The organism is Pararobbsia alpina, from assembly GCF_965118125.1.
GTDB classification, from domain to species: Bacteria; Pseudomonadota; Gammaproteobacteria; order Burkholderiales; family Burkholderiaceae; genus Pararobbsia; species Pararobbsia alpina_A.
Genome location: NZ_OZ221288.1, coordinates 2,256,303 through 2,278,895, shown reverse-complemented (window position 1 = coordinate 2,278,895; position 22,593 = coordinate 2,256,303). Strand labels below are relative to the sequence as shown.

19 protein-coding genes and 1 pseudogene are annotated in these 22,593 nt (G+C 60.0%); 11 read left to right on the top strand and 9 right to left on the bottom strand.

Translation table 11 applies throughout. The annotated features are described in order from the left end of the window. Positions 1–13: 13 nt before the first annotated feature. Positions 14–763, bottom strand: a complete 750-nt coding sequence (locus ACMFWR_RS28265; protein WP_413195684.1) for an SDR family oxidoreductase — start codon at positions 761–763, stop codon at positions 14–16. A gap of 214 nt (positions 764–977) precedes the next feature. On the opposite strand from ACMFWR_RS28265, the gene ACMFWR_RS28260 reads away from it, so the two are divergent. Further along, positions 978–1,886: a LysR family transcriptional regulator gene (locus ACMFWR_RS28260; protein WP_413195683.1), complete on the top strand. Its 909-nt coding sequence runs from the start codon at positions 978–980 to the stop codon at positions 1,884–1,886. 115 nt (positions 1,887–2,001) lie between these two features. Here the strand turns inward: ACMFWR_RS28260 and ACMFWR_RS28255 are convergent, their stop codons facing one another. Continuing rightward, positions 2,002–2,490 (bottom strand): DUF3331 domain-containing protein, encoded by a 489-nt coding sequence (locus tag ACMFWR_RS28255; RefSeq protein ID WP_413195682.1) that lies wholly within the window; start codon positions 2,488–2,490, stop codon positions 2,002–2,004. A gap of 505 nt (positions 2,491–2,995) precedes the next feature. Between ACMFWR_RS28255 and ACMFWR_RS28250 the strand changes: the two genes are divergently transcribed. The 4 genes and pseudogenes from ACMFWR_RS28250 to ACMFWR_RS28235 form a co-directional block, all read left to right on the top strand. Continuing rightward, on the top strand, positions 2,996–4,390 hold the full coding sequence (locus ACMFWR_RS28250) for a winged helix-turn-helix domain-containing protein (RefSeq protein WP_413195681.1): 1,395 nt from the start codon (positions 2,996–2,998) through the stop codon (positions 4,388–4,390). Between the two features lie 268 nt (positions 4,391–4,658). Next, positions 4,659–5,414 (top strand): SDR family NAD(P)-dependent oxidoreductase, encoded by a 756-nt coding sequence (locus ACMFWR_RS28245; RefSeq protein WP_413195680.1) that lies wholly within the window; start codon positions 4,659–4,661, stop codon positions 5,412–5,414. 281 nt (positions 5,415–5,695) lie between these two features. Beyond that, on the top strand, positions 5,696–6,532 hold the full coding sequence (locus tag ACMFWR_RS28240) for an alpha/beta fold hydrolase (RefSeq protein ID WP_413197372.1): 837 nt from the start codon (positions 5,696–5,698) through the stop codon (positions 6,530–6,532). A gap of 101 nt (positions 6,533–6,633) precedes the next feature. Further along, positions 6,634–6,795 (top strand): annotated as a pseudogene (locus tag ACMFWR_RS28235) (O-acetylserine/cysteine exporter); the annotation flags it as partial. Between the two features lie 351 nt (positions 6,796–7,146). Here ACMFWR_RS28235 and ACMFWR_RS28230 read toward each other — a convergent pair. Together ACMFWR_RS28230 and ACMFWR_RS28225 are read right to left on the bottom strand one after the other, a co-directional pair. Continuing rightward, complete coding sequence (locus ACMFWR_RS28230) at positions 7,147–7,983, bottom strand: hypothetical protein (RefSeq protein ID WP_413195679.1); 837 nt, start codon at positions 7,981–7,983, stop codon at positions 7,147–7,149. A 102-nt stretch (positions 7,984–8,085) separates the two neighbouring features. Next, entirely contained in the window at positions 8,086–8,406 is a 321-nt protein-coding gene (locus tag ACMFWR_RS28225; protein ID WP_413195678.1) for a hypothetical protein, read from the bottom strand. A 988-nt stretch (positions 8,407–9,394) separates the two neighbouring features. Here ACMFWR_RS28225 and ACMFWR_RS28220 point away from each other — a divergent pair. Next, a complete protein-coding gene (locus tag ACMFWR_RS28220) occupies positions 9,395–10,279 on the top strand; it encodes an EamA family transporter (RefSeq protein WP_413195677.1) in 885 nt (294 codons plus the stop codon). Between the two features lie 9 nt (positions 10,280–10,288). On the opposite strand, the gene ACMFWR_RS28215 is transcribed toward ACMFWR_RS28220, so the two are convergent. Further along, positions 10,289–11,509, bottom strand: coding sequence for an MFS transporter (locus ACMFWR_RS28215; RefSeq protein ID WP_413195676.1), 1,221 nt, complete (start codon positions 11,507–11,509; stop codon positions 10,289–10,291). A 31-nt stretch (positions 11,510–11,540) separates the two neighbouring features. Next, positions 11,541–12,188, bottom strand: coding sequence for a LysE family translocator (locus ACMFWR_RS28210; RefSeq protein WP_413195675.1), 648 nt, complete (start codon positions 12,186–12,188; stop codon positions 11,541–11,543). Between the two features lie 160 nt (positions 12,189–12,348). On the opposite strand from ACMFWR_RS28210, the gene ACMFWR_RS28205 reads away from it, so the two are divergent. Next, positions 12,349–13,197 (top strand): LysR substrate-binding domain-containing protein, encoded by an 849-nt coding sequence (locus ACMFWR_RS28205; RefSeq protein ID WP_413195674.1) that lies wholly within the window; start codon positions 12,349–12,351, stop codon positions 13,195–13,197. A gap of 463 nt (positions 13,198–13,660) precedes the next feature. After that, complete coding sequence (locus ACMFWR_RS28200) at positions 13,661–15,856, top strand: TonB-dependent siderophore receptor (protein ID WP_413195673.1); 2,196 nt, start codon at positions 13,661–13,663, stop codon at positions 15,854–15,856. Positions 15,857–16,113: 257 nt separating this feature from the next. On the opposite strand, the gene ACMFWR_RS28195 is transcribed toward ACMFWR_RS28200, so the two are convergent. Continuing rightward, complete coding sequence (locus ACMFWR_RS28195; protein ID WP_413195672.1) at positions 16,114–16,953, bottom strand: helix-turn-helix domain-containing protein; 840 nt, start codon at positions 16,951–16,953, stop codon at positions 16,114–16,116. Between the two features lie 393 nt (positions 16,954–17,346). Between ACMFWR_RS28195 and ACMFWR_RS28190 the strand changes: the two genes are divergently transcribed. The 3 genes from ACMFWR_RS28190 to ACMFWR_RS28180 all read left to right on the top strand — a co-directional run bounded on the left by ACMFWR_RS28190 (position 17,347) and on the right by ACMFWR_RS28180 (position 19,938). Continuing rightward, positions 17,347–18,504, top strand: coding sequence for a porin (locus tag ACMFWR_RS28190; RefSeq protein ID WP_413195671.1), 1,158 nt, complete (start codon positions 17,347–17,349; stop codon positions 18,502–18,504). A gap of 486 nt (positions 18,505–18,990) precedes the next feature. Next, entirely contained in the window at positions 18,991–19,512 is a 522-nt protein-coding gene (locus tag ACMFWR_RS28185) for a hypothetical protein (RefSeq protein WP_413195670.1), read from the top strand. 165 nt (positions 19,513–19,677) lie between these two features. Beyond that, the gene (locus tag ACMFWR_RS28180) at positions 19,678–19,938 is read left to right on the top strand and encodes a DUF1488 domain-containing protein (RefSeq protein ID WP_413195669.1); all 261 of its coding nucleotides are present in this window, start codon (positions 19,678–19,680) and stop codon (positions 19,936–19,938) included. Here the strand turns inward: ACMFWR_RS28180 and ACMFWR_RS28175 are convergent. Then, on the bottom strand, positions 19,931–21,304 hold the full coding sequence (locus ACMFWR_RS28175) for a DnaJ domain-containing protein (protein ID WP_413195668.1): 1,374 nt from the start codon (positions 21,302–21,304) through the stop codon (positions 19,931–19,933). The genes ACMFWR_RS28180 and ACMFWR_RS28175 overlap by 8 nt on opposite strands. A 279-nt stretch (positions 21,305–21,583) precedes the next feature. Next, positions 21,584–22,561, bottom strand: a complete 978-nt coding sequence (locus ACMFWR_RS28170) for an SDR family NAD(P)-dependent oxidoreductase (RefSeq protein WP_413195667.1) — start codon at positions 22,559–22,561, stop codon at positions 21,584–21,586. Positions 22,562–22,593 lie beyond the last annotated feature (32 nt).

The window sequence follows — 22,593 nt, the reverse complement described above, 5'->3', positions numbered from 1 at the left end:
TCGTGCGTGTTGATCAGACTTGTGCCATGCCGCCGTCGACGAACAGCTCGATGCCGTTGATGAAACTCGACGCGTCGGATGCGAGGAAGGCGACGGCCTTGCCGATTTCTTCGGGCTCCCCGATGCGGCCTGCGGGCACTTGCGAGGCAAGTGCGTCGAACAGTCCTTGGCGAGCCTCTTCAGGCACCAGGCCACCCAGACCCGGCGTGCGGATCGGGCCGGGGCTGACGACGTTGACGCGAATGCCGCGATCCTTGAGGTCCAGTGTCCACGACCGTGCAAAGTTGCGAACCGCCGCCTTGCTCGCGCTGTACACGCTGAAGTTCGCCGTGCCCTTTACCGACGTCGTCGACGAGGTCAGGATGATCGATGCGCCGTCGACAAGCAGCGGGAGCGCCTTCTGAACAGTGAACAGGACGCCGCGCACGTTGGTGCCGAAGATGCGATCGAAATGTTCCTCTGTGATTGCACCCAGCGGAAGCATGTCGCCGCCACCGGCGTTGGCGAACAAGATGTCGAGCTTGCCGGCTTCCTTGGCGATCTGCGCATAGACCGCATCGAGGTCGGCCATCACCGATGCGTCGGCGCGGATACCCGTGGCCGCGGTCCCGATCGCAGCCACGGCTGCATCCAGTTCACCTTGGCGACGACCCGTGATGAAGACGCGTGCGCCCTGCGCGGCGAGTTCCTGCGCGGCGCCAAGGCCGATGCCTGTCGTACCGCCGGTGACGAGGGCAATCTTTCCGTTCAGTGGCTTGTTCATGAGCTGCTCCGTTTCGTAAATTGAGGGTTGGTTTTCTGCCCGACATCGCTTCGTCGTTGCGGGTGTCGTCCATCGCGACACTCCGTTCGCCGCCGCGTTTCGCTTCAGGCATGGCGTCAATGTACCGGGCGGACATTCTTCGATAAATGGAAGATAATGAAAATACTATGCACAATGGTGCACAATCAGAGGCGTCACTACGGAGTCACTTCGAATGGATCAGTTATTGGCGATGCGTGCCTTTGCGCGTGTCGTCGAGGCGGGTAGCTTCACGCGTGCAGCAGACTCGCTCGATCTGCCCAATGCGACCATGAGCAAGCTGGTCCGCGAGCTCGAGGCACATCTGGGCGTGCGGCTGCTACAGAGGACGACGCGACGCGTGACCGTAACGCCCGAGGGGCAGGACTATTACGCGAAGGCGACGCGCGTCCTTCGTGACCTCGAAGACATGGATTCGTCGTTCAGCTCGGCGAAATCACACCCGCGCGGCCACTTGCGCATCGACGTCGGCGGATCGACTGCGCGAGACGTGCTGATTCCACTGCTTCCCGACTTCATCGCGCGCTATCCCGACATCCGCATCGATCTCGGTGTATCGGATCGGTCGGTCGACCTCATCGAAGACAATGTCGACTGTGTGATTCGTGGCGGCCCGCTCGATAACTCATCGTTGATTGCGCGGCATATCGGCGACGCCGCGATGGTCACGTGCGCGACCCCCGAATACCTGAAGCTCTATGGCGTGCCTGCCTATCCCGACGAATTAAAGAACGGACACCGCTTGATTGCTTACGTCTCGGCGCAGAACGGCCGGGCGCTTCCGTTCCGCTTCGCGCGAAGCGGCGAAAAGAGCGAGATCAAGGTTGACCATCGGATTGGCATCAACGAGAGCAACGCTCACCTTGCTGCGGCTGTTGCAGGCATGGGCATCATTCAGACTTTTGCTTATTCAGCCAGGGCCGCGCTCGACGAAGGCACACTCGTGGAAATCCTGCGCAAGTGGCGCCCCCCGCCGTACCCGTTTCATATCGTGTATCCGCAGAATCGACACGTGACGCATCGACTCCGCGTGTTCATCGATTGGTTGCTGGAATGCTTTCCCGCGCGTGTGAAGGGCAATTAGCGACGTCCGCTGCAACTGGACAGGAGAACCCGGCCTTTCCGTCGATGACAGGCGCGATGACCCAATAGCGACTGACGAGGACGCAAGCAGGCGCGCCGCAGACATCAGGACGCGTTCACATTCGAGGCCGACACGAACCCCGCTTCGGACTTTCGTGAACTGGGTCTTCGCCGTGAGAGACCGCGCCTGTCAGCGCGCTCGCCAGAATCATTGCCCGAGCGTTGAGCGGAGGGGGCGTAATCGGAATGGGCCGATAGATGGCCTCTCCGACGCCAACTGACTCGCCCGTCAGCGCGCATTCCCCTTGGCGTCGAGCGACGCCAAGGCGCCAGATCTGATCGTTGTAGTGGCACATCGTCGCGTCGCGCCACGAAATCGTCACGGTACGATCGCTCAGGCGATCGAGCACATTGACGATTCGCGCGGCGCGCCTCTCGTCTTGAATCCGGGTCTCATACACGCCCCCCCGTGCGCGGAAATCAATACGAATGCCGCGCTCGGCGCAGGTCGCCGGAAGGATGGTCGCCGCGGCAGTCACTGATTTTGTCGGCAACAAATTGCGGACAATGCCCAGCCAGGGATCCGTTCCTCTGGTATCGCGCATCACGCGGGTTCCTCGTCGTGTCTTGCAGGTCAGGTTGAATTGCGCTCGGAGCCGCGTTCGGGACGTCGCAATGAGCGAACGCGAGTCGGCTTCGAAAATGTCATGCGCATCGACAACGAGACGATCAGCGCCTCGTCGATCACTACGGTCTCCAGATGCTCGATTCCCGTGCCCATATATTGGGTCGTTGTCGTCGGCGGAACCTGACGAAGGGGACTTCGGCGAAGCGCATTGTTCTCCGGATCCGGCCCATCAGTCCTTGATTAACTATTAAAGAATCTGAAATCTGTCTTTGAATTGGCTGCGGCGGCAACGAATCGTTTTTTGGGCCGGTACGATTCGCCGGGAAGAAACAGTGACAAGCAACGGTTCAGCCACGCGTACACATGACCGGGTCAATTCCTCGCGGTTGGGATCGGGGCGGGTGCACAGCGCGTTGCGTGTCGCGGTCCTGGGGCATGGCGGATGCGCTTTCCTGCAAAGGAAGGGGTCCAGCGAGGGTGAGATGAAATTCGGCGATATTGAGGTGCTGCGTGAGTCCCGCGAGGTCTTACGCTCGGGCGCACCCGTGAAAATCAGCAGTCGTGCCTTTGACTTGCTCGAGATGCTGATCGACGCCGACGGCGCGCTCGTTTCGACCGACGCAATCATGGCGAAGGTCTGGCCAACGACGATCGTCGAAGAAAGCAACATTCAGGTTCAGATCTGCTCGCTCCGAAAGCTGTTCGGTAGCCGCAAGGGCCTCATTAAGAATGTCTTTGGCCGTGGCTATCGCCTGGAGCGGTCGGGCGACGCCTCGCCAATGATTGCGCCCGTGCCCCCTTTAGTGATCACCGCGTCGATTGATTTGGCGATGTACAAGCCACCGCTATATCGCGATGCATTCTTTGGACGCGAAGCTCTCCTGAATCAATTGACGACTCGGGTGCAGGAGCGCCGGCCGTTACTCACTGTTGTCGGTCCGGCCGGATGCGGCAAGTCGCGGCTAGCCCTGGAAGCCGCAAGACGACTCGAGCAACATGGCGCGGTTCGCACCCTCTACCTTTCGATGGCAAGCGATGCCGTCGCCACCGATGCTTTCGATCACTTTGAACAACTGTTGATTCAGACGGCCGGATCGACGGCCGGCCCATCCCCCGTGCAGCACACGCTCGTTCTTGTCGACAATTGCGACCTCGTCGCAGAGCGCGTCGCGGAGTTTGTCCGTGCAATGTACGCCGCCCGGCACGCGCTTACTGTGATCGCAACCTCCCGAGCGCCATTGAGACTGTCCATGGAGGACGTTGTCTTCGTAGAACCGTTTCGAGTCGACTGTGACGAGCGTGACCTCAGTACCGCCATCGACATGTTTGTGGCGCGAGCGTCTGATGTGCGTGCCTCAACCTATACCGACGATGGATTCACTCCATATCTCAGAGAGATTGTGCAAGAGGTCGACGGTCTCCCGCTAGGCATTGAGTTCGTCGCCCATCAAACTGCGTTGCTGGGTGTCGATTCTGTACGGGCTTTGTTCGAGCGCGATATAGAGTTGCCCAAACGAGTCGTCAGGCACACGGGGGATACCCGACACGAGTCGCTTACCTCAGCGCTATCGTGGACTTGGAACCATCTGCCGAGTGACCAACAGAAGATTCTTACGCATTTCGCCAGCAGTCGACAGCATGCATCGCTAAAGGACCTGAGCACAATGGCTCGCAGGGTTGGACTCTCTGACGAGGCCTCCTTCGAGGCACTGAGCGGCGTGATTGATAGTGCGTTCGTTCTTCGAAACTTCGAAGGCTCGCGCGCCGCCTACCGAATGCCCAACACGGTTCGCCGCTTTCTGCGAGCACTCGATTCAAGCGACAAAACGCAGGCCGCGCCTCGTCGCCGATGCGCAGGGTTCGGTCAGAGAGGCTGAAGGAATCCAGACCTTGCCGGACTTTGGAGCGGAGCGGAGCCACCTGCGTTAGGCAAGCTTCAATGCTGCGACGCATTCGAATGGATCGCGTCCAGAGTCTTAAATTCTATGAAATCCGTGCGTGCGACGGTCTTCATCGGATCGCTCATGCACGAGGTCCTTTAAGACTTAGCCTGGCGACAGCAGAAGATTTAATAAGTCGAATATATATTCGCGCCGAAGAAATGATTACCGTCTCGCCTGTCGATTTTTTCTAAGGGAGCGAAGCATGAGCAATCGATTGGCGGGAAAAGTGGCACTCGTGACAGGCGGAACCAGCGGCATCGGTTTGGCCACAGCAAAAGAACTCGCCCTCGAGGGAGCAAAGGTTTACATCACAGGGCGCCGCCAAGCAGAGTTGGACGCTGCCTGCGCCCAAATCGGACACGGCGTTCGCGGGATACAGGGTGACGTCACATCAAACAGCGACCTCGACGCGTTGATCGAAACCCTTCGATCGGCCGAAGGCCGGATCGACGTCCTCTTCGCCAACGCGGGCGGTGGAACGATGGCTCCGCTCGGACAGATCACGGAGCAGCACTTCGACGACACGTTCAATCGCAACGTGCGCGCGTTGGTGTTCACCGTTCAGAAGTCATTGCCGCTGATGAGCGCAGGGGCCTCCATCATCTTGGCAGGCTCGACGGCAGGCTCCTCCGGCACGCAGGCGTTCAGCATTTATAGCGCATCGAAAGCCGCGGTACGCAACCTCGCGCGCAGTTGGGTGCTTGATCTGAAGGAACGTGGAATTCGCGTGAACGTGGTAAGCCCCGGCGCGACGAAGACCATCGGACTCGCCGAGCTGGCTGGCGACTCAAAGGAAGCCCAGGAAGGCTTGCTGACTTACCTCGCCTCGCTGATTCCGATGGGTCGCCTTGCGGATCCGTCGGAGATCGCCAGGGTCGTTGTTTTTCTCGCATCCGATGATTCGAGCTTCGTCAACGGTGCTGAGATTTTTGCTGACGGTGGTCAAGCGCAGGTGTGATCTGAGCGTCGGCAATGGCATACGGCGCGAGTCGCTGTATCTCAAGCCGCTGAATGACCTTGTCGGCATCCAGATCACTCACCGCCTCACAAAAACACAACTATCACCGGGAAAAGTAGATGAACGATCAGTTCGACCAGCCATCGTTGTCGCGCCGCAAGGCGTTGCTGGCAGGCGCGGGCGCAGCCGTCGCAGCGGTTGGCGTGCCGTCGCTCGCTTCGGCGGAAGTGCATCAAGCCAGCGCACACATTGCGGCACCTCATCAACACGGAATCGCTGACATGAACTACGTCACAACAAAGGACGGCACTCAGATCTTCTACAAGGACTGGGGCCCGAAGGATGCGCAACCCATCGTGTTCCATCACGGCTGGCCGCTGTCGTCCGACGATTGGGATACGCAGATGCTGTTCTTCGTGCAGCACGGCTATCGCGTCGTCGCGCATGATCGTCGTGGTCACGGCCGTTCGTCACAAGTATCCGAAGGCCACGACATGGACCACTATGCCGCGGACGCCTTTGCAGTTGTCGAAGCGCTCAATCTTCGCAACGCGGTGCATATCGGACATTCGACCGGCGGCGGCGAAGTCGCACGTTACGTCGCAAAGCACGGACAGCCTTCGGGACGCGTGGCCAAGGCAGTGCTGGTCAGCGCCGTGACGCCGCTGATGGTCAAGACCGACTCGAACCCCGAAGGCCTGCCGCTGAGCGTGTTCGACGGCTTTCGCCAGGCGCTTGCGTCCAACCGCGCGCAATTTTTCCTCGATGTGCCGACAGGGCCTTTCTACGGCTTTAACCGTCCGGGCGCGACCGTACATCCGGGCGTGATTCAGAACTGGTGGCGTCAAGGCATGACGGGCAGCGCCAAGGCTCACTATGAGGGCATCAAGGCCTTCTCTGAAACCGACCAGACCGACGACCTCCGGGCGATCACGGTGCCGACCTTGGTCCTGCACGGTGAAGACGACCAAATCGTTCCGATCGCAGACTCCGCACGCAAGTCGATCAAGCTGCTCAAGAACGGGACGCTCAAGACCTATCCGGGCTTTTCGCACGGCATGTTGACTGTCAATGCGGAAACGCTCAATGCGGATCTGCTGGCGTTTGTACGTGCCTGATTTGGCCGCGACCCGCTGATCGATCTCTGATCAAACATTGCCGGCGGTGTTGGCGAACACCGCCGGCCGACAGCGACGAAGAACACACGATTCAGTTCCGGCTCGGCGCGCTGCGGTTTGCGCTTGCCGCCGTGCCGGCGGTCTTCTTCGTCAAGCGCCCGCGTGTGCCGCTGCGCTGGCTCTTTGCCTACGCGTTGACGATTTCATTCGGACAATTCGCCTTCCTGTTCTCGGCGATGTACGTCGGCATGCCTGCGAGCCTCGATAGATCGTCGCGTTGCTGTCGGTAATCACATCACCCGAAGCGGCAAGCGTCGTTGCCACAACGAGCGGCGAATCGCCACTCGTCTCAGTTATCCCGTTAACCGTCGTCGTCGCTTGGAACATGCCGGAGCCAATGGATATAACTTGGCCGTTCGATGATGTGTCTGCGGCGCTGTCATTGGTTACCTGGAAGCTCCCTCCCTCCGCAGTGAGGGCATTAATCATCCCGCGAGATAAGGTGACGTTTACGCAGCGGACAAGAGGCCACTCAAATAGGTCGGATATTTCCCGAAGGCCGGCGTGAGCTGATTGATAGACTGGGTCGTAAGCGGTACCGAAGTCGTCATGTGTTATTTCTCTTTTGAACGTTGCAGTTTAAAAGATGCACTGGAAAGACGGCCAGCTCGATCGAATTTAAACAGCCCGTGAACGATCTCTGATCCGTCTTGATAGGCATACAACCACCCTTCATTTCCGTGAGCTGCCGTCGCGGGCGGTGGCGGCTCGTGCATACGACTCCTGTCCATGCTTAAACTATCCGCGAACAGGTGTTGAATTTCGTCGAATGAGGGTCCACCATCGCCTAAGGTCAGAGTCAAAAAGGCATTTTCGCTATCTGTTGCCTCTGGCGTTACTCCCACGGACAATTCAGACGTCGATTCAAGCCCAGCGCCCAGATTTTCGCTGTCGACCGTGAAATCAACAGTGAAATCCGTTATCACCGCCCAAATTTCACCTTGTTGGCTTGACGATGCAGCCCCTTGCTCTAATTTTATGGTATTAGCCGGAAACAGCTTTTGCAGATTCTGCGTCACATAAAAATCACGATTGAAAAGCAATCCCGCTTCAATCACATGCCGAATATTTTTAAAAAAGTCACGACCTGTTTTGGGCGGCAAGACCATGCCACCAAGCTGCACAGAATGCATTGTGATTCCTGCTTGGTTAGTCGATTGTGCGGTTAATGGCGCTTCGGCGACCAGCACAACGTCAGAACCATTGGCGGCAAGCGCACCGGACGCGCCAGTGCTCACGATGAATGCGACGGCAACAACTGAACACATCGAATACGGCGCGAGCTTCGTCATTTTTGAAATTTGCAATGAAAAACACGAAGCACTTGTCAAGACCAAGCGACAACGAAGGTACCGTCGATGCCAATATCTCAGCAATTCTTTAATTTTCATAAAAATATTGCTTCGCATAAAATCTAGTGAAAGAAGTTAGTGCGGCTGTCACAACGTCATTTTTTCTCGTCTTTAACGTGAATGTCAAAAGCACACTAGTGCCTAGTCCCTGCACAGAAGTGGCGAAGAAAAATGCAATGCCAAAAGATACAACGCGACCACCACCAACAGATACCTCCCCGTGTTACCGGGTACCTGTCGAACTCGGCCACGCGGATACTCTCCGAACGCCCGGACATACTCAAAAATCATCCATAAAAGAGCAAACGCAAGAATAAATACATAGGCAACAACGATCAACCCACCAAATGGAGGTCGCACACGCTGAATGCTCCAGGCATTGCTTCGACAACCAAGCAACTGCGTACCGGCAAGTAATATCGCAGTCAATCCCGCTGACATCGAGAATTTTGCTTTTTTCATGTTTCAGATCGACATTAATCGACTGCGATACCAATACTGTAATTCAACATCGATTTCACATCGATAAGATAGTAATCATGAGTTCGAATAGCATTTAGTTCGAACCACAAAAGCGACACATCGCCACGCCCCGACGTCCCCATTCAATCGAACAAGACGCTAAATTTCGAATTTAGCCATCTTTACGGCTACGAGCAAAATAACCTAGACGCGGTTCAGGCGCGACATCGCAGGACCTGCCGTTCGCATCTTTCGCGTCGCGCCCGACCTATAGCCCAAACACTGTTTTAATTCTGCGAAATATTATCTGAGTAATAACGCCAACCCAGCCTTCGAACCATCAAGGTATTGGACTATCAATTACCGAGTATTACTTACATATATACTGCACACTCTTTCATATGAATTACCATTTGCCATTGTATGCATGGATTTGAAAGTCTTCGCAAACTACAATTCGCTATACTTCGCATTTATACGAACAGAGCTTAAGTGTGATTCGAATCACTCCGTGTTGCCGTGAGCATTTCAGGCCGGAACAAATAAACCTCGATTTAGCGCGTAGCGTTAATTTCGACGTCGTAGGCCCTTCTCTCCAAACCACGAGCGCGTGGTCACCGACGATCCATCGCCAGAGAATGAGGTCCCAACGAGCACCAAAGCAATACGTGCTTTGAAAAACCACGGTCACCCGCCCTCAAGGCCAGTCGACAGCAAGGACGCTCGCTATCGTAATCAGAAACCGGTGATCGTCTACGCTCAGGTGTGCAACTCAAACAAGCGGAATTCGTAGACACCCGTCAATCGCGCAGGCCGAAAAACCTGAATCTAGACTAGTCAGCGTCAAACGACACCGAATCCCAGGAAGGCGCGGCTATGTACCTCGCAAAGAAAAGCGAGTGACACCGCTCTCGCATCGTTTATTCTGGTTCTCTATATCAATGTTCGATGCCGTGTCCACGGCATGAATTGAGTGATCGGAGAATCGATGTCGCCGAAGGACTATTTGCTCGCGTTGGTGGTCGTTGTCGCGTGGGGTGTGAATTTCGTCGTCATCAAGGTGGGGCTGCACGGTGTGCCGCCGATGTTGCTCGGCGCGCTGCGGTTTGCGCTTGCCGCCGTGCCGGCGGTCTTCTTCGTGAAGCGGCCGCGTGTGCCGCTCCGCTGGCTCTTTGCCTACGCGCTGACGATTTCGTTCGGACAGTTCGCCTTCCTGTTCTCGGCGATGTACGTAGGCATGCCCGCAGGCCTCGCCTCTCTGGTGCTGCAGGCACAGGCATTCTTCACCCTCGCATTTGCGTGGCTGTTCCTGCGTGAACCCTTGCGCCCGCGCACGATCCTCGGGCTGGTGGTCGCGGCGGCCGGACTTGCGCTGATCGGCGCGCAAGGCGGGCATTCGATGACGCTCGCAGGCTTCGTCATGACACTATGCGCGGCCGCATCGTGGGCCTTGGGCAATATCGTTACGAAGAAGATCGGCAGAGTGGATCTTGTGGGTCTTGTCGTCTGGGCGAGCCTGATTCCGCCGCTGCCTTTTCTCGCACTGTCGTATGCGCTCGAAGGTCCGCAACGAATTGCGACGGCGTTGGCAGGCATCGGCCTGACGTCGATCGGCGCGATCCTGTACCTCGCATTCATTGCGACACTGATCGGATACAGCCTGTGGAGCCGACTCCTGTCGCGCTACTCCGCGGGCCAGGTCGCGCCGTTCTCGCTGCTCGTACCCGTCGTAGGTCTCGCATCAGCATTGCTGCTGCTGGGCGAGCAGCTCAGCGCCATTCAATACGGCGGCGCTGCGCTCGTTATGCTGGGCCTGATCATCAATGTATCGGGGGCGTGGTTTGCGCAGCGCGTCAGCCGGCTGCGTAGCTAGAATCCAGAGTCAGTCGTACGGCCGCATTCTGGACAGCTGATGCGAATTCGAAAGATAAGACAGCGCGCTGACGGCGACTGCCGCGAGCGCGAGCGACGCGCCGACCGCCGCAAGGCCGATCCAGCCTGCCGCATGTGCGCCATAGCCACCCAGTGCGGCGCCGGCTGATCCGCCAGCGAAGTACGACACCATATACACCGTGCTCAAGCGGCTGCGCGCTTCCGGGCGCAATGCCTGGATGCGCGCCATGTTGGCCACGAATCCCGCACGGTTGCCGAGGTCGAGGATCACCATGCCGACGATGAGCACAGGCAGATGCCTCGCGCCTGTCGCGACGATCGCAAACGCGAGGGCAACCATCGCTGCGCCTGCGGAAGCGACGTCACGCGCGCCGATCCTGTCGACGAGCGAGCCGATATGCGGCGAGGCGAGCAACCCCACCAGCGAGATTAGCCCGAACGCGCCGACGGATGCCGGTCCGAAACCATACGGTGGCTGCGCGAGCAGCGCTGCGAGCGTCGCCCAAAACGCGCTGAAGGCGCCAAACGTCAGCAGCCGCATTGCCGCGCAGATCCGCAACACCGGCTCCTGCCTGACCAGCGTGATGAGCGAACGCATGAGTTCGGCGTAGTGGATCGGCTTGAGTGAGTTCGATGGGGGCAACTTGCTGATGACAACAAGCAGTACAAGATCGACGATCGACGCTAGGGCGAACATCGAGCGCCACCCGAAATAGGCACCGACAAGGCCGCTCAGGGTTCGCGCGATCAGAATGCCCGACGACAGCCCTCCGAGCATCGTGCCGACGATGCGCCCCTGATTCGCGGGCGCCGCGCCGCGCGACGCGGCGGGAATGATGATCTGCGCCGTGATCGCTGTAACACCGACTACAACACTCAATGCTGCCAATGCATGGAACGTCGGCGCAGCGGCGCAGGCGAGCAAGCCCACGGCGTTGACCACGACCACGTACGACGCAAGTTTGCGAGGCTGCACGCCGTCAGCAAGGGGCACAAAAAGCAGCAAACCAAGCGCATAGCCGAGTTGCGTGAGCGTCGCGATCAGGTTGCCTTGTGTCGGCGTGACGCCAAATGTCGACGCGATCTGCGGCAACAGCGGCTGATGATAATAAATGGCCGAAACAGCGAGCGCACACCCCACGGCCATCAGGAACACGTCGCGCCGGGTCAGTTCGCGAGTTGTCTCCACGGACGATTGACTGAGCGTCATGATGTGTTGTGCCAGACCCGGGAGCCGATCGTTATGCGATGCCTGCCAGCTTCAACGCATCGGCGACCATATGCACGCCAAGCGCGGTCAGTACGATACCCATCGCCCAGCGTTGCGCGAGCAGCAGTGTCGGGCGCGTCGACAGGAACCGGGCAAGGCTTCCCGAACAGATCGCCACGAACGCATTGACCGATGCGAAGGCCACGATCAGGCTCGCACCGAGCACCAGCGACTGTTCGAGCACGCTGCCGTTCTGGTGATCGATGAACTGGGGCAGCAGCGACAGGAAGATCATCGCAAGTTTGGGGTTCAGCAAGCTCGTCGTGGCGCCCATCACAAAGAGGCGCCGCGGCTGCTCACGAGGCAAATTGCGTACTTCGAGCGGGGAGCGTCCGCCAGGCTTCACGGCTTGCCACGACAGATAAAACAGATATGCCGCACCGACGAATCCCAGCGCGCTGCCCGCATACGGCACGCTCAGGAACAGCGCGGTGATGCCGAACGCTGCACCGAACATGTAGAACAGGTAACCGAGCATCACACCCGCGAGTGAAATGAGCCCGGCCTGGCGACCTTGGGTGATGGAGCGCGACATCACGTAGACCATGTTCGGTCCAGGTGTCACGGCAAGCATGCCGCCAACGACCAGAAAGCCGTATATCGAGGTTGTACCGTGCATGCTTTCCGTGCTCCGCCTTGCTTGCCACTGTCCTGGTTTGTCGGTCCTGGTCCGTCCATGCCGCGGTGGCAGTCCCGATTGTTCAGCGCCAGTATCCGTTCACGACCGTCAGAAGTAAAACGCAATAAACTGAGGTCATTGCTCAGCGTTTCTGACGAATATGAAAAAGCTCGATCTGGACGTACTCGAAATGGTCGTCGCCGTTGCCGATACGGGATCCTTCGTTCGCGGCGCCGAGCTTGTGCATCGCTCGCCATCCGCCGTGAGCATGCAGGTCAAGACACTGGAAGACGCGCTCGGGAAACCACTCTTTGTGCGCAGCACCCGGAATGTCGCGATCACTGCCGAGGGCAAGACGCTCGCGGACTACGGACGCCGGATGCTGGCGATGCGCGAGGAAGCATGGGCGTCCATCGTTCGCCCTGAAATGAAGGGCCGCGTCACGATCGGTGTCCCCGACGACTATGCATCGTCGCTGCTGCCGCAAGTCCTCGGCAAATTCGCGCTTGCCCATCCGCGCGTTGAGTTGCGCGTGATCGGACTCCCCAGCAGCGCGCTCGCGCCGCTACTCAAGGACAACACGCTCGATCTCGCCTGCATGACCAAAACCCGAGGCATTTCGGGCGAATTCATTCGCTTCGAACCGATGGTGTGGGTCGGCTCCCCGGTTCGCCGAATCTGGACCGAACGACCGCTGCCCCTCGCCGTGTTTGCGGACGGAAGTACGGCCCGCGCGCATGCGCTGCGCGCGCTACAACGCGAAGGCATCAAGTTTCGGATGTCCTATGAAAGCCCGAGCCTGCTGGGCTTGATCAGCATGGTCCAGGCCGGGCTGGCAGTTGCGCCGCTGGCCCGCTGCAGCGTTCCCGAGCATCTGGTGCAGCTCACCCAAAGCGACGGATTGCCGGAGCTCGATGATCTGGAAGTCGTACTCGCGCGGAGCGCCCGGTCATCACGCCCGCCGTGCGAGTTTCTCGCGGATCAGATTCTTAATGAGTTAAGAACCTGATCGAATCTCCGCCCGGGCGCTGCCCTTGTCGACGTGACAACCCGCAGACCCCGCCCAGGTAAGCGACGGTAAGGCGGCGCGGCAAACCCGTTCCGCCACCGGCGTAATCCGGCTGCACACCCTTCTCTCCCGTCCGCACACCCTTGCTGCGCAAGGGCTTCTGCCATCCGTCGGCTCTCGAACGTGACCTGCGGCAGGCTTCTTCAGGCGTGCAACGTCGAACCGCGATACGCCCCCTCCGCCGTTCGAGTGGGATTTTTCCCACACAAACACAAGGACCTTTCAAATTTCTTATTGAGAAAGATTCTTATTTCAAATATAAATGCAAACCATTCTCATTGGCATACCAACCGCCCAGTTCACTGACTAGCAGCGACCCACAGCGAGCAGGGGCGACCGGGGATGCGCGCTTCGAGAAGACCGTATTTAAAAACCACACGCCAACGCACACACAGGAGAACCTATGTCCGACCGCCGCCACCGCAACCTGACGGCTCCTTCGAACGGCAAGCTGGCCGATCGATTCAAATCGCTGCGTCCGACGGCCATTACGCTTGCGCTACGCAGCGTGCCCGTCGGGCTTGCGTTGACGGGCTTCGCGGTCGCCCCGGCATCGCACGCCGAAGACACGTTGCCGACCGTCAACGTGACCGCGCAAAGCGAGACCACGTCGGGTTACGTCGCGAAGAACAACAGATCGGCGACCAAGACGGACACATCGGTTCTTGAAACGCCTCAATCGGTCTCGACTGTCACGCGCGATCAGATGACCCAGCAGGACGCGCAGACCTTGAACGCAGCCGTGCGCTATGTGGCAGGGGTCACGCCGGAAACCCGCGGTGGCATCGCAACACGCTACGACCTGCTCATGGTGCGCGGCTTCAATGCGGATACCTACCTCAACGGCCTCAAGCTGCTGACGAACAATCAATACGCCGTGCCGCAGTTCGACCCGTACCTGATGGAGAACATCGACGTGCTCAAGGGGCCGGTGTCGGTGCTCTATGGGTCGGCGCAAGCGGGCGGCCTGCTCGATATGCAAAGCAAGCTGCCGACCGTGCAGCCGTTGCACGAGATCGGCATCGAGTTCGGCAACTACGCACACAAGCAAGCGACGATTGATCTGTCGGGGCCGATCGCGGGCGATGACCACTACCTGTATCGCTTCACCGGCCTCGTGCGCAAAGAGGATGGCCAGATCGAATCCACCGAAAACGAACGCATCGCAATCGCGCCTGCGTTCACGTGGAAGCCCGACGATCGCACGACACTGACGCTGCTCGCGCAATATCAGCACGATCCGCGCAGCACGTCGTACGGCAGCGTGCCGCCGCAAGGCACGACGTTGGCCAATCCCCTGGGCAAGATCCCGTACGACTTCTACGACGGCGATCCGAACTTCGAAAGCTTTAATCGCTCCGAAGAATCGATCGGCTATCAGTTCCAGCGCCTGCTCAATGACACATGGACCGTTCGCATGAACGGCCGCTACCTGCATTTGAGCCAGGACTACAAGAGCGTCTATGCGAGCGCGCTCGAAGACGATAACCGTACGCTCGATCGCGGCACGGCCGCCTCGTCCGACACGCTCAATACGGTGTCGCTCGACAATCAGCTCGAAGGCAACTTCGCGACCGGTCCGCTGACTCATACGGTGCTCGCCGGATTCGACTACCAGCATCTGGCGTCGGGCTACCTCTGGGGCTTCGGCAGTGCGCCGTCGCTCGACCTCTTCGCGCCGGTCTACGGTCAAACCATCGATCCGCCGGCGTTGTCGATGAACCGGGTATCGTCGACTCAATACGGCGTCTACCTGCAAGACCAGGCGCGCTGGAACAACTGGTTGCTGACGTTGAGCGGCCGCGAAGACTGGTCGCATACCGATACGCGGAACGACACCTTCGGCACGCAGCAGAACCAGTCCGATCGCGCGTTCACCAAACGTGCGGGCCTCACGTACTTATTCGCTAACGGCATTGCGCCCTACGCAAGCTACACCGAGTCGTTCACGCCACAGGCAGGTACCGACAGATCGGGCAAGGCGTTTGATCCGGAACGTGCGCACCAATACGAAATCGGTATCAAGTTCGAGCCGCCGAAGTACAACATGCTGTTCACTGCAGCCTTGTTCGATCTGACGCGCAACAACTTGCTGACGACCGACCTCGTGAACCCGAACTTCCAGACTCAGTCGGGTCAGGCACGTTCGCGCGGCGTCGAGCTCGAAGCGAAGATGAGCCTCACGAATGCGCTCAACGTGACGGCGAGCTACACGTACCTCGATACGAAATACACGAAGGACAACGGCGGGCTTCAGGGCAAGTACGTTGCGGCCGTGCCGCAAAACCAGGCGTCAGCCTGGGCGTTCTACACGCTCAACAAAGGCCCGCTCTCGGGATTGTCGTTCGGTGCCGGCGGCCGGTACACAGGCACGACCTACAGCTCGGACAACACGTTCAAGGTGCAGAGCTTCTTCCTCGTCGACGCGACGCTGCGCTATGACCTGGGCCGTGCCTCGTCGCGCCTCAAGGGATCGGAGCTCTATGTCAACGCGCAGAACCTGTTCAATAAGCAATACGTCGCGTCGTGCTACTACGGTGAGTGGTGTGCGTATGGCTATGGACGGCAGGTGTTTGCCGGCATGAACTACAAGTGGTAAGCGACGGGGAAAATCTTCAAGGGTTGGGGTATCTCAGCCCGCGCTCAACTTAACGGCGATTTGCCGCGACCTTTTTGTGTTGCCACGTTCCTCGGCCGTCGAGTTGCTAAGCTGCGGTGTTGCCAGCTCGCCAAGCCGCCTGATTGATCAGGCGCTTGGCGCGCTGGCCATCGCAGCCTGAGTTGACGCATTGTCCCCCTCCACTTCCTGCTGCCCTGGCGCATCGCAATCGAGCCGAGCCAAGCTGAGCCGCCGGGCTAGTGAGTAAAGCGTTCCGCGTGATACCGCTCGGTCGCTTCGTCGGCGGGGAACATGCTTTCGACACGCAGCTCCTGCGCCGACACGGTTTGAGGCGTGCCGACCGTCGTGATCATCGAGAAGTAGTTCAGGCGCTTTCCGTCTTTGATAAAGCCCAATGGCACGATCGGAATCGCAGGGTTGACCGACAGCGCGCTCATCGCGACGGGCGAGGTCCATTCGCTTTGTGTGTCCGGATACGCAAGCAGCGACGCCAGTAACGCCTGCGTCTTGTCGTCGATCACGCGCCCGATCGACTCGCGATGGACTCGCTGAATCAGGCTCTTCGCGACCTCCTCCCAGTTGGCGACGAACGGTCGCATGCCGTCGGGATCGAACATCAGCTCGAGCAGGTTGCGAGGCTGTCCGCGAGCATCGAGGTCGACGAAGCTCCCGAAAAACCGTGGCGCGGAGTCATTGGTCATCAGCACGTTCCAATAGCGGTCCATCAGCACCGCCGGATACGGGTCATGCTGGCGCAGCATGCGTGCAATCGCATCGGTTACAGTTTTCATTTCCACCGCATTCCACGCGTCTTCGGAATAGACGGGCGCGTAGCCCGCAGCGAGCAGCAAGGAATTCCGATCGCGAAACGGGATATCGAGGGCTTGCGCGATATTGAGCAACATCTGCCGGCTCGGCGCGCTGCGGCCGACTTCGATAAAGCTGATATGGCGTTGCGATACGCCGGAATCGAGCGCAAGGTCCATCTGACTCTTGTGGCGCAAGCCACGCCAATGACGCAGTAGCGCACCCAGGTCCGCGCCAGGCTGAGCGGTGCTGCTTTGCAAAGTATTCAAGAGCGCTCTCCCACGTGATTGGCAACCCATACGACCGCTGATCTTACGCTGCGCTTTGGCAAGCGCGACAGCCAGACTGTAGTGATCGCAGGTCATCGCGGCAACTACGTCCGAGGTAGCTGGAATGAGGTCAAGAACGCCGCGATAGTCCTTACCGATGTGCGACTGAGCAACGACAAACGGGCGACGTACGAGCGACTTCCGAGCGACCTCTGAGTGCCTTCCGAACGACTGTCGAGCAAGGCTTCACACAGTCAAGCCCTGTCGGAAACGCGACACAGACGACGTGGTGCGCATCTGCAACACCACGCGTATATTTTTGACTTCATATGATGGCCGTGCCCGGCGGTGACCGTACAATCCGCCGCCTCTTTTGTTCACGGAGCCGACAACATGAAGAAATATTTAAGTGCCGCAGCGATGCTGGGTGTCGTATCGCTTACAGCGCATGCACAGAGCAGCGTCACGCTCTACGGCCTGATCGACACGGGCATCGTGTACACGAACAACCAGCAAGGCCATTCGAACTGGCAAATGCTGAGCAGCGAAACGCAGAACACCATCTTTGGTTTCAAAGGCGATGAAGACCTTGGCGGCGGACTGCACGCGATCTTCAAGCTCGAAGACGGCTTCCTGCTGCAAAACGGTACCGAAGCGTTCACCAACGGCATCTTCGGGTCGCAGGCATGGGTCGGACTCCAGAGCGAACAGTACGGCACGGTCACGCTCGGCCGCCAGTTCGACGTGATGAACGACCTCGTGGGACCGATCTCGGCAGAGCTCAATACGTGGGGCGGAAGCATCGCCGCGCATCCGTTCGAGAACGACAACCTCGCGGCGGACTCGGTGATCATCAACAACACCGTCAAATACGCGAGCCCGACCATTGCGGGCTTCACGTTCGAGACGATGTATTCGTTCAGCAATCAGACCCAGTTTGCAAACAACCGCGTATACGGCTTTGCCGCGTCGTACACGACGGGACCGATCAACGTGGCTGCGGGCTACTTGCAGTTCAATAACGCGGGCACCGGATCGGGCGCGATCACCTCGAGCGACTTCAGCGCGAATTTCGTCGCCCAGCGCCAGCGCATCTGGTCGCTCGGTGGCAACTACACGATCGGGCCGGCTCAGGTCGGCTTGCTCTGGAGCCATACACAGATCGATGACGCAGCGGGCGTGTTCTCATTCGGCACGGGTACGTATCTCGGCGCGAATGACCCCTCGGCCGGATCGCTTGCCGGATCGCTCCGATTCGACAACTTCGAAGTCAACGGGAAATATGCGTTGACGCCTGCGCTGACACTCTCGGGCTCCTATACGTATACGCGTGGCGCGTACAACGGCTCGTCGCCAGGCTGGAACTCGGCGATGCTGATGAGCGACTACACGGTCAGCAAGCGCACGGATTTCTACCTCGAGGCTGTGTATCAGAACGTGCACGGCGCGCCGGCGGATTCCGTGCTGTCGCACGCGATGATCAATACGCTGTCGCCGTCCTCGACAGACACGCAGGTCGCCGTGACAGCAGGCATCCGTCACTCGTTCTGATACCGTCTATCGCATCACAGCGATTCATCGAACGGATTGATTGACGTTCGGCGGGGCAAAGTGCTGACACGCTTACGCCCCGCTTTCATTGACTGCTTCTTCGCGCCCAAAAAACGCTCCGCCTGCCCTGAGGCATTTCGGACCTCATTCGTTTCCGTCCCGCGGCTCGCGCCTCGCCCGCTTCATTCGCTTCATTCGCTTCATTCGCTTCGTTCGCTCTTCGCAAAAGCGAGCACCTATTCCAATCCCGGCAAACACCTGCACTGCGGGCTTCGACGCCACGTCCTACCATGGCTCATCCGGAAAACGACTGGCAATGCCGCCCATACGGCATACAGTGTCTGGTAGGGCTCAGGCTTCGGCAAACGCCGTTCCACCCAGGCCCGTCAGCGCGACAACGCCCGCTTGCCCAAGCCGGGTCAGTCCAGCGTGGTGTTTTGGTCGCCCATTTCAAGCGCGTGTAGCACAACACTAAGAGGACACGACATGCGTCGCTTTTTGCTCGCTGTAGCGGCCGGTACGGCCTGCCTGGCTGCGTCGGGATGTGCGGTACTGGACCAGACCAGTGACAACGTCGAGAAAGACTTCAGCGGGACCTACGCGGTCACCGGCGCATCGCGCGCCGACTCGCATCAGATGACGTCGGCCGACATTTCGTTCGATCGCAACGGCACGCAGCTCTCGTCAGCGACGGTCAAGCTGACCGGCTCCGGCGTGCCGGCGGGCTGGAAGCTGACGAAATGCGGCGATCCCGGTCCCTTTGCGACGCAAAACTTCGCGATTTCCGATGATCCGACGAAGCTCGAGATGATCGTGTGCAGCAATCAGCAGCCCGTCGAGGACTTTCCGGTCGTCTATATGATCCGCAGCAAGGATGGCAGCCCGATCGACGTGGCATTTCCGACGCTCGACTTCGCGAACCACCGCATTCATGCCGACAGCGGGCGCGTGATGGTCATCAAGTGGAACCCGGTGAGCCGCTCCGGCTACGCTTTGCAACCGGGTTGAAATAACGGCGCACGCCGCGTGCGGCGCCGGGCGCCCTCCGAATGTTCCGGGCGCCCGGGTTGCCGCACGGCCCGTTCGCCCTCTTTTGGGCCCGCAGTGCCTGGGTTTCATCGAGGCACGCGGCTTGCGCGCCTCGAGCGCTACACAACCATAACGGAGCTGAACATGCCGATCGAATTCTCCGGCCGCCGCGAAGTCATCGCTGCGGCGCGCGTCGCTTTCGAAGCCAACGTCAATGGCCGCGATGTCTGGTGCAGTGTGTCGCTGGACGCGCTCAACGAACGCTTCGGGAACGCAGGCACGGCGGCGCACGATCTCGTGGGCACCTTCGAAGCCAATCGGACCCAGATCGAACGCGCCGCAGCGCGCGTGCTCGAGCGCAACGGCGGCGCGTCGTTCGAGCTCGAGCCCGGAGATTTCAATTAGCCGTATCGGCGTTTGTGCCAGCGTGAGTGTCCGGACCCGACTCGGGGTTGAACTCCGGGCGGGTTCCCGAGCGGCCCGGCGTCGGACAGCCAATACGGTCCACGCCCGGCGCACACGCATCGCGAGGCATCACCGGCGCGTCGTCGTTGTCGACATCCTCGCGCGCAGCGTCCTGACGCGGTGTCATCCCGGGTATCAGTCGCTGAATCGTGCCTTCTTGCGAAGGACCGGTCAGCGCGCGGTCGCGCGCGCCGCCGAACTGTGGCGTGTTGCTGCCGTCAATGCTGTGACCCGCGCGCAGCGCTTCCAGCGCACTTTCCGTCCGGTTTCCTGTACCGCTTTCCGTGCGTGAAGAACTGACCATCGCTCGCAGGCCCGGCCCACGGCCCGACGGTACATAACGCCATAACAGAATCAGCACCATCGCCGCCACGATGACCCAGCCGAAGCGCGCAGCGCTTGTCGCGTTGGACGTAGATGCCTGGCGCGGCGTGCCGAAGGGCATCCCGAGGGCGGCGCGCGGTCCCTGGCTGCTGCCCGAACTGCTACGTTGCTGACCGCTTTGACGTTGGCCGGCTGAACCGGACGTGCGTGATGCAGTAGATGCACCTGATGCGCCTGATGCAGCGGAGGCCCCCGATGCACCGCGCGAAGCGTTACGCGCCGACTCTCGCGCACCTTGACCGGAATTCGCGTGGGCGCGAGACGCAGTATCCGAGTACGGACCGTGACCGGTCGCGGATTGCCCCTGCCCTGCGGTTCTCGCATAGGCATGCGCGCCGGTATGGCCATCCGTGCTTGTGTTCGCGGTTCTTTCGCTACCGGCCTGAAATTGCGCCGTCGCGTTTTTAAGCTGCTCGTATTCGCGCGCCACATCGCGCGCCAGCGGGGACGCCAGGCTTGGCAGACATCCCTCGGATCGAAGCGCGCGTGCCAACGCATCGACGCCCGGGGCACGCTGCACCAGATCCCATGCGCGCGCATGCCAGTCGGTAGGCTGCGGCTTCGACTGCGGATCATTCGCGCCGCCCGACGCCGCACGCTGCGCGCGCGGATCCGGATAAAGACCGCTGGCGTCCGTATGGGAAGCACCACGTTGCGCATTCGCGTAGGCATTGCGCCGGCGGGCAAGCTCCGCCTGGAACGTCGCATGACGTGCGAGTTCGTCATCGTGCTGGCGCCGAAGCGCCGGCGACATCAACGTGTCGTACGCCTGACGCACACGCGTGAACATCTCCGCGCTACGAGCGGGATCGTCGCGATTCTTGTCGGGGTGATGCTTTTGCGCAAGGCGCCGATAGGCCGCCTTGATGTCATCGGCCGAAGCCGATGCCGCGAGGCCGAGTGTGTCGTAGTGCGATTCCATTGCCGGAGAGTCCGGCACGCAGCCCGAGTGTCGTGCCAGGCACACACCGACCGCATTGGACCGCTCGAGTCGTCAAGTCTGCTTTTAACGGCAAACAGATCGAAAACTTGAGGGTTTACGCGATCTCACCACGGCCTGGGCGCCTCATCGTTCGAAGGCACGCATCGGGCAGCGCGAGTGATGACCGGCCCCCGATGCGCCGGGCGGCCGGGCCAGATTCGGGTCACGTGATCCGATCGGGTCCCGTCTGGCCCGGCCGAGCCCGGCTTTGCCCAAACCTCAGAACGTTTCGCCGACCATCGCTTCGCTCTTCTTCCAGAGCGCCTCGGCGTTGGCCGGATCGAGCGCATAGGCGCGCACACCTTCACTGACCGGCGTGATCACGACGTCGTCGCCCACCGTCTCGCTCACGTGGCAGTTTTCGCAGTAGCGCGCGCCGACGTGATCGGCGGGTGCGACGACGGCGGTCCACACCGAGGTGGCCGCGCCTTGCGGGACGGTCTTGAACTCGAACGGTGGCTTCCCTTCCGCGGCGAGCTGGCCGTTGATGCGGTCGAGCAGCCCCTGCATCTGGCCCTCATCCATGTGCCGGCCGAGTTCCGTGTAGATCCCGCCCGGGTGCACGGCTGCGGCGCGCACGCCACGGGCACGATGACGCTGGTCGAACGCCACCGCGAACAGAATATTGGCCGTCTTCGAACGCCCATACGCGACGAACGGTTCGTACGGCGTGCTTTCGAAGCCCGGATCGTCGAGGTCCACGTTCGAGAAACGATGTCCCGACGACGCGAGCATGACCACTCGTCCGCCTGAACGCAGCAGCGATGCAATCCGGTTCACAAACACGAAATGTCCGAGATGGTTCGTGCCGAATTGCGTTTCGAAGCCATCCGCAGTTTTCCCGAACGGCGTCGCCATGACACCGGCGTTGGCGATCACGACGTCGAGCGGTTCACCCTGCGCGACAAGCTTGTCGGCGCACGCGCGCACGCTGGCCAGGCTTGCGAGGTCGAGTTCGATCAGTTCGATACGCCCGCCTGCGGCCTCCGCTTCACGCACGGCTTCAGCCGTCGCGGATTTCGCCTTGCTTAGGTCACGCGCGGCCCCGATCACGTGAGCCCCTTTCACGGCAAGCGCACGCGCCGTTTCCACACCCAGCCCGGCCGACACGCCGGTGACCAGAATCCGCTTGCCGCGCAGGTCCGCACCCGCCAGGACTTCATCGGTCGTTGTTTTCGCACCCAAAATATCTGCCATTTCCGCCTCGCCCTCTGCGATAGGGTTGACGA

Coding starts and splice junctions, on each gene's coding strand:
- ACMFWR_RS28265 (WP_413195684.1), bottom strand. CDS start 763: ATGAACAAGCCACTGAACGGAAAGATTGCCCTCGTCACCGGCGGTACG.
- ACMFWR_RS28260 (WP_413195683.1), top strand. CDS start 978: ATGGATCAGTTATTGGCGATGCGTGCCTTTGCGCGTGTCGTCGAGGCG.
- ACMFWR_RS28255 (WP_413195682.1), bottom strand. CDS start 2,490: ATGCGCGATACCAGAGGAACGGATCCCTGGCTGGGCATTGTCCGCAAT.
- ACMFWR_RS28250 (WP_413195681.1), top strand. CDS start 2,996: ATGAAATTCGGCGATATTGAGGTGCTGCGTGAGTCCCGCGAGGTCTTA.
- ACMFWR_RS28245 (WP_413195680.1), top strand. CDS start 4,659: ATGAGCAATCGATTGGCGGGAAAAGTGGCACTCGTGACAGGCGGAACC.
- ACMFWR_RS28240 (WP_413197372.1), top strand. CDS start 5,696: ATGAACTACGTCACAACAAAGGACGGCACTCAGATCTTCTACAAGGAC.
- ACMFWR_RS28230 (WP_413195679.1), bottom strand. CDS start 7,983: ATGAAAATTAAAGAATTGCTGAGATATTGGCATCGACGGTACCTTCGT.
- ACMFWR_RS28225 (WP_413195678.1), bottom strand. CDS start 8,406: ATGAAAAAAGCAAAATTCTCGATGTCAGCGGGATTGACTGCGATATTA.
- ACMFWR_RS28220 (WP_413195677.1), top strand. CDS start 9,395: ATGTCGCCGAAGGACTATTTGCTCGCGTTGGTGGTCGTTGTCGCGTGG.
- ACMFWR_RS28215 (WP_413195676.1), bottom strand. CDS start 11,509: ATGACGCTCAGTCAATCGTCCGTGGAGACAACTCGCGAACTGACCCGG.
- ACMFWR_RS28210 (WP_413195675.1), bottom strand. CDS start 12,188: ATGCACGGTACAACCTCGATATACGGCTTTCTGGTCGTTGGCGGCATG.
- ACMFWR_RS28205 (WP_413195674.1), top strand. CDS start 12,349: ATGAAAAAGCTCGATCTGGACGTACTCGAAATGGTCGTCGCCGTTGCC.
- ACMFWR_RS28200 (WP_413195673.1), top strand. CDS start 13,661: ATGTCCGACCGCCGCCACCGCAACCTGACGGCTCCTTCGAACGGCAAG.
- ACMFWR_RS28190 (WP_413195671.1), top strand. CDS start 17,347: ATGAAGAAATATTTAAGTGCCGCAGCGATGCTGGGTGTCGTATCGCTT.
- ACMFWR_RS28185 (WP_413195670.1), top strand. CDS start 18,991: ATGCGTCGCTTTTTGCTCGCTGTAGCGGCCGGTACGGCCTGCCTGGCT.
- ACMFWR_RS28180 (WP_413195669.1), top strand. CDS start 19,678: ATGCCGATCGAATTCTCCGGCCGCCGCGAAGTCATCGCTGCGGCGCGC.
- ACMFWR_RS28175 (WP_413195668.1), bottom strand. CDS start 21,304: ATGGAATCGCACTACGACACACTCGGCCTCGCGGCATCGGCTTCGGCC.
- ACMFWR_RS28170 (WP_413195667.1), bottom strand. CDS start 22,561: ATGGCAGATATTTTGGGTGCGAAAACAACGACCGATGAAGTCCTGGCG.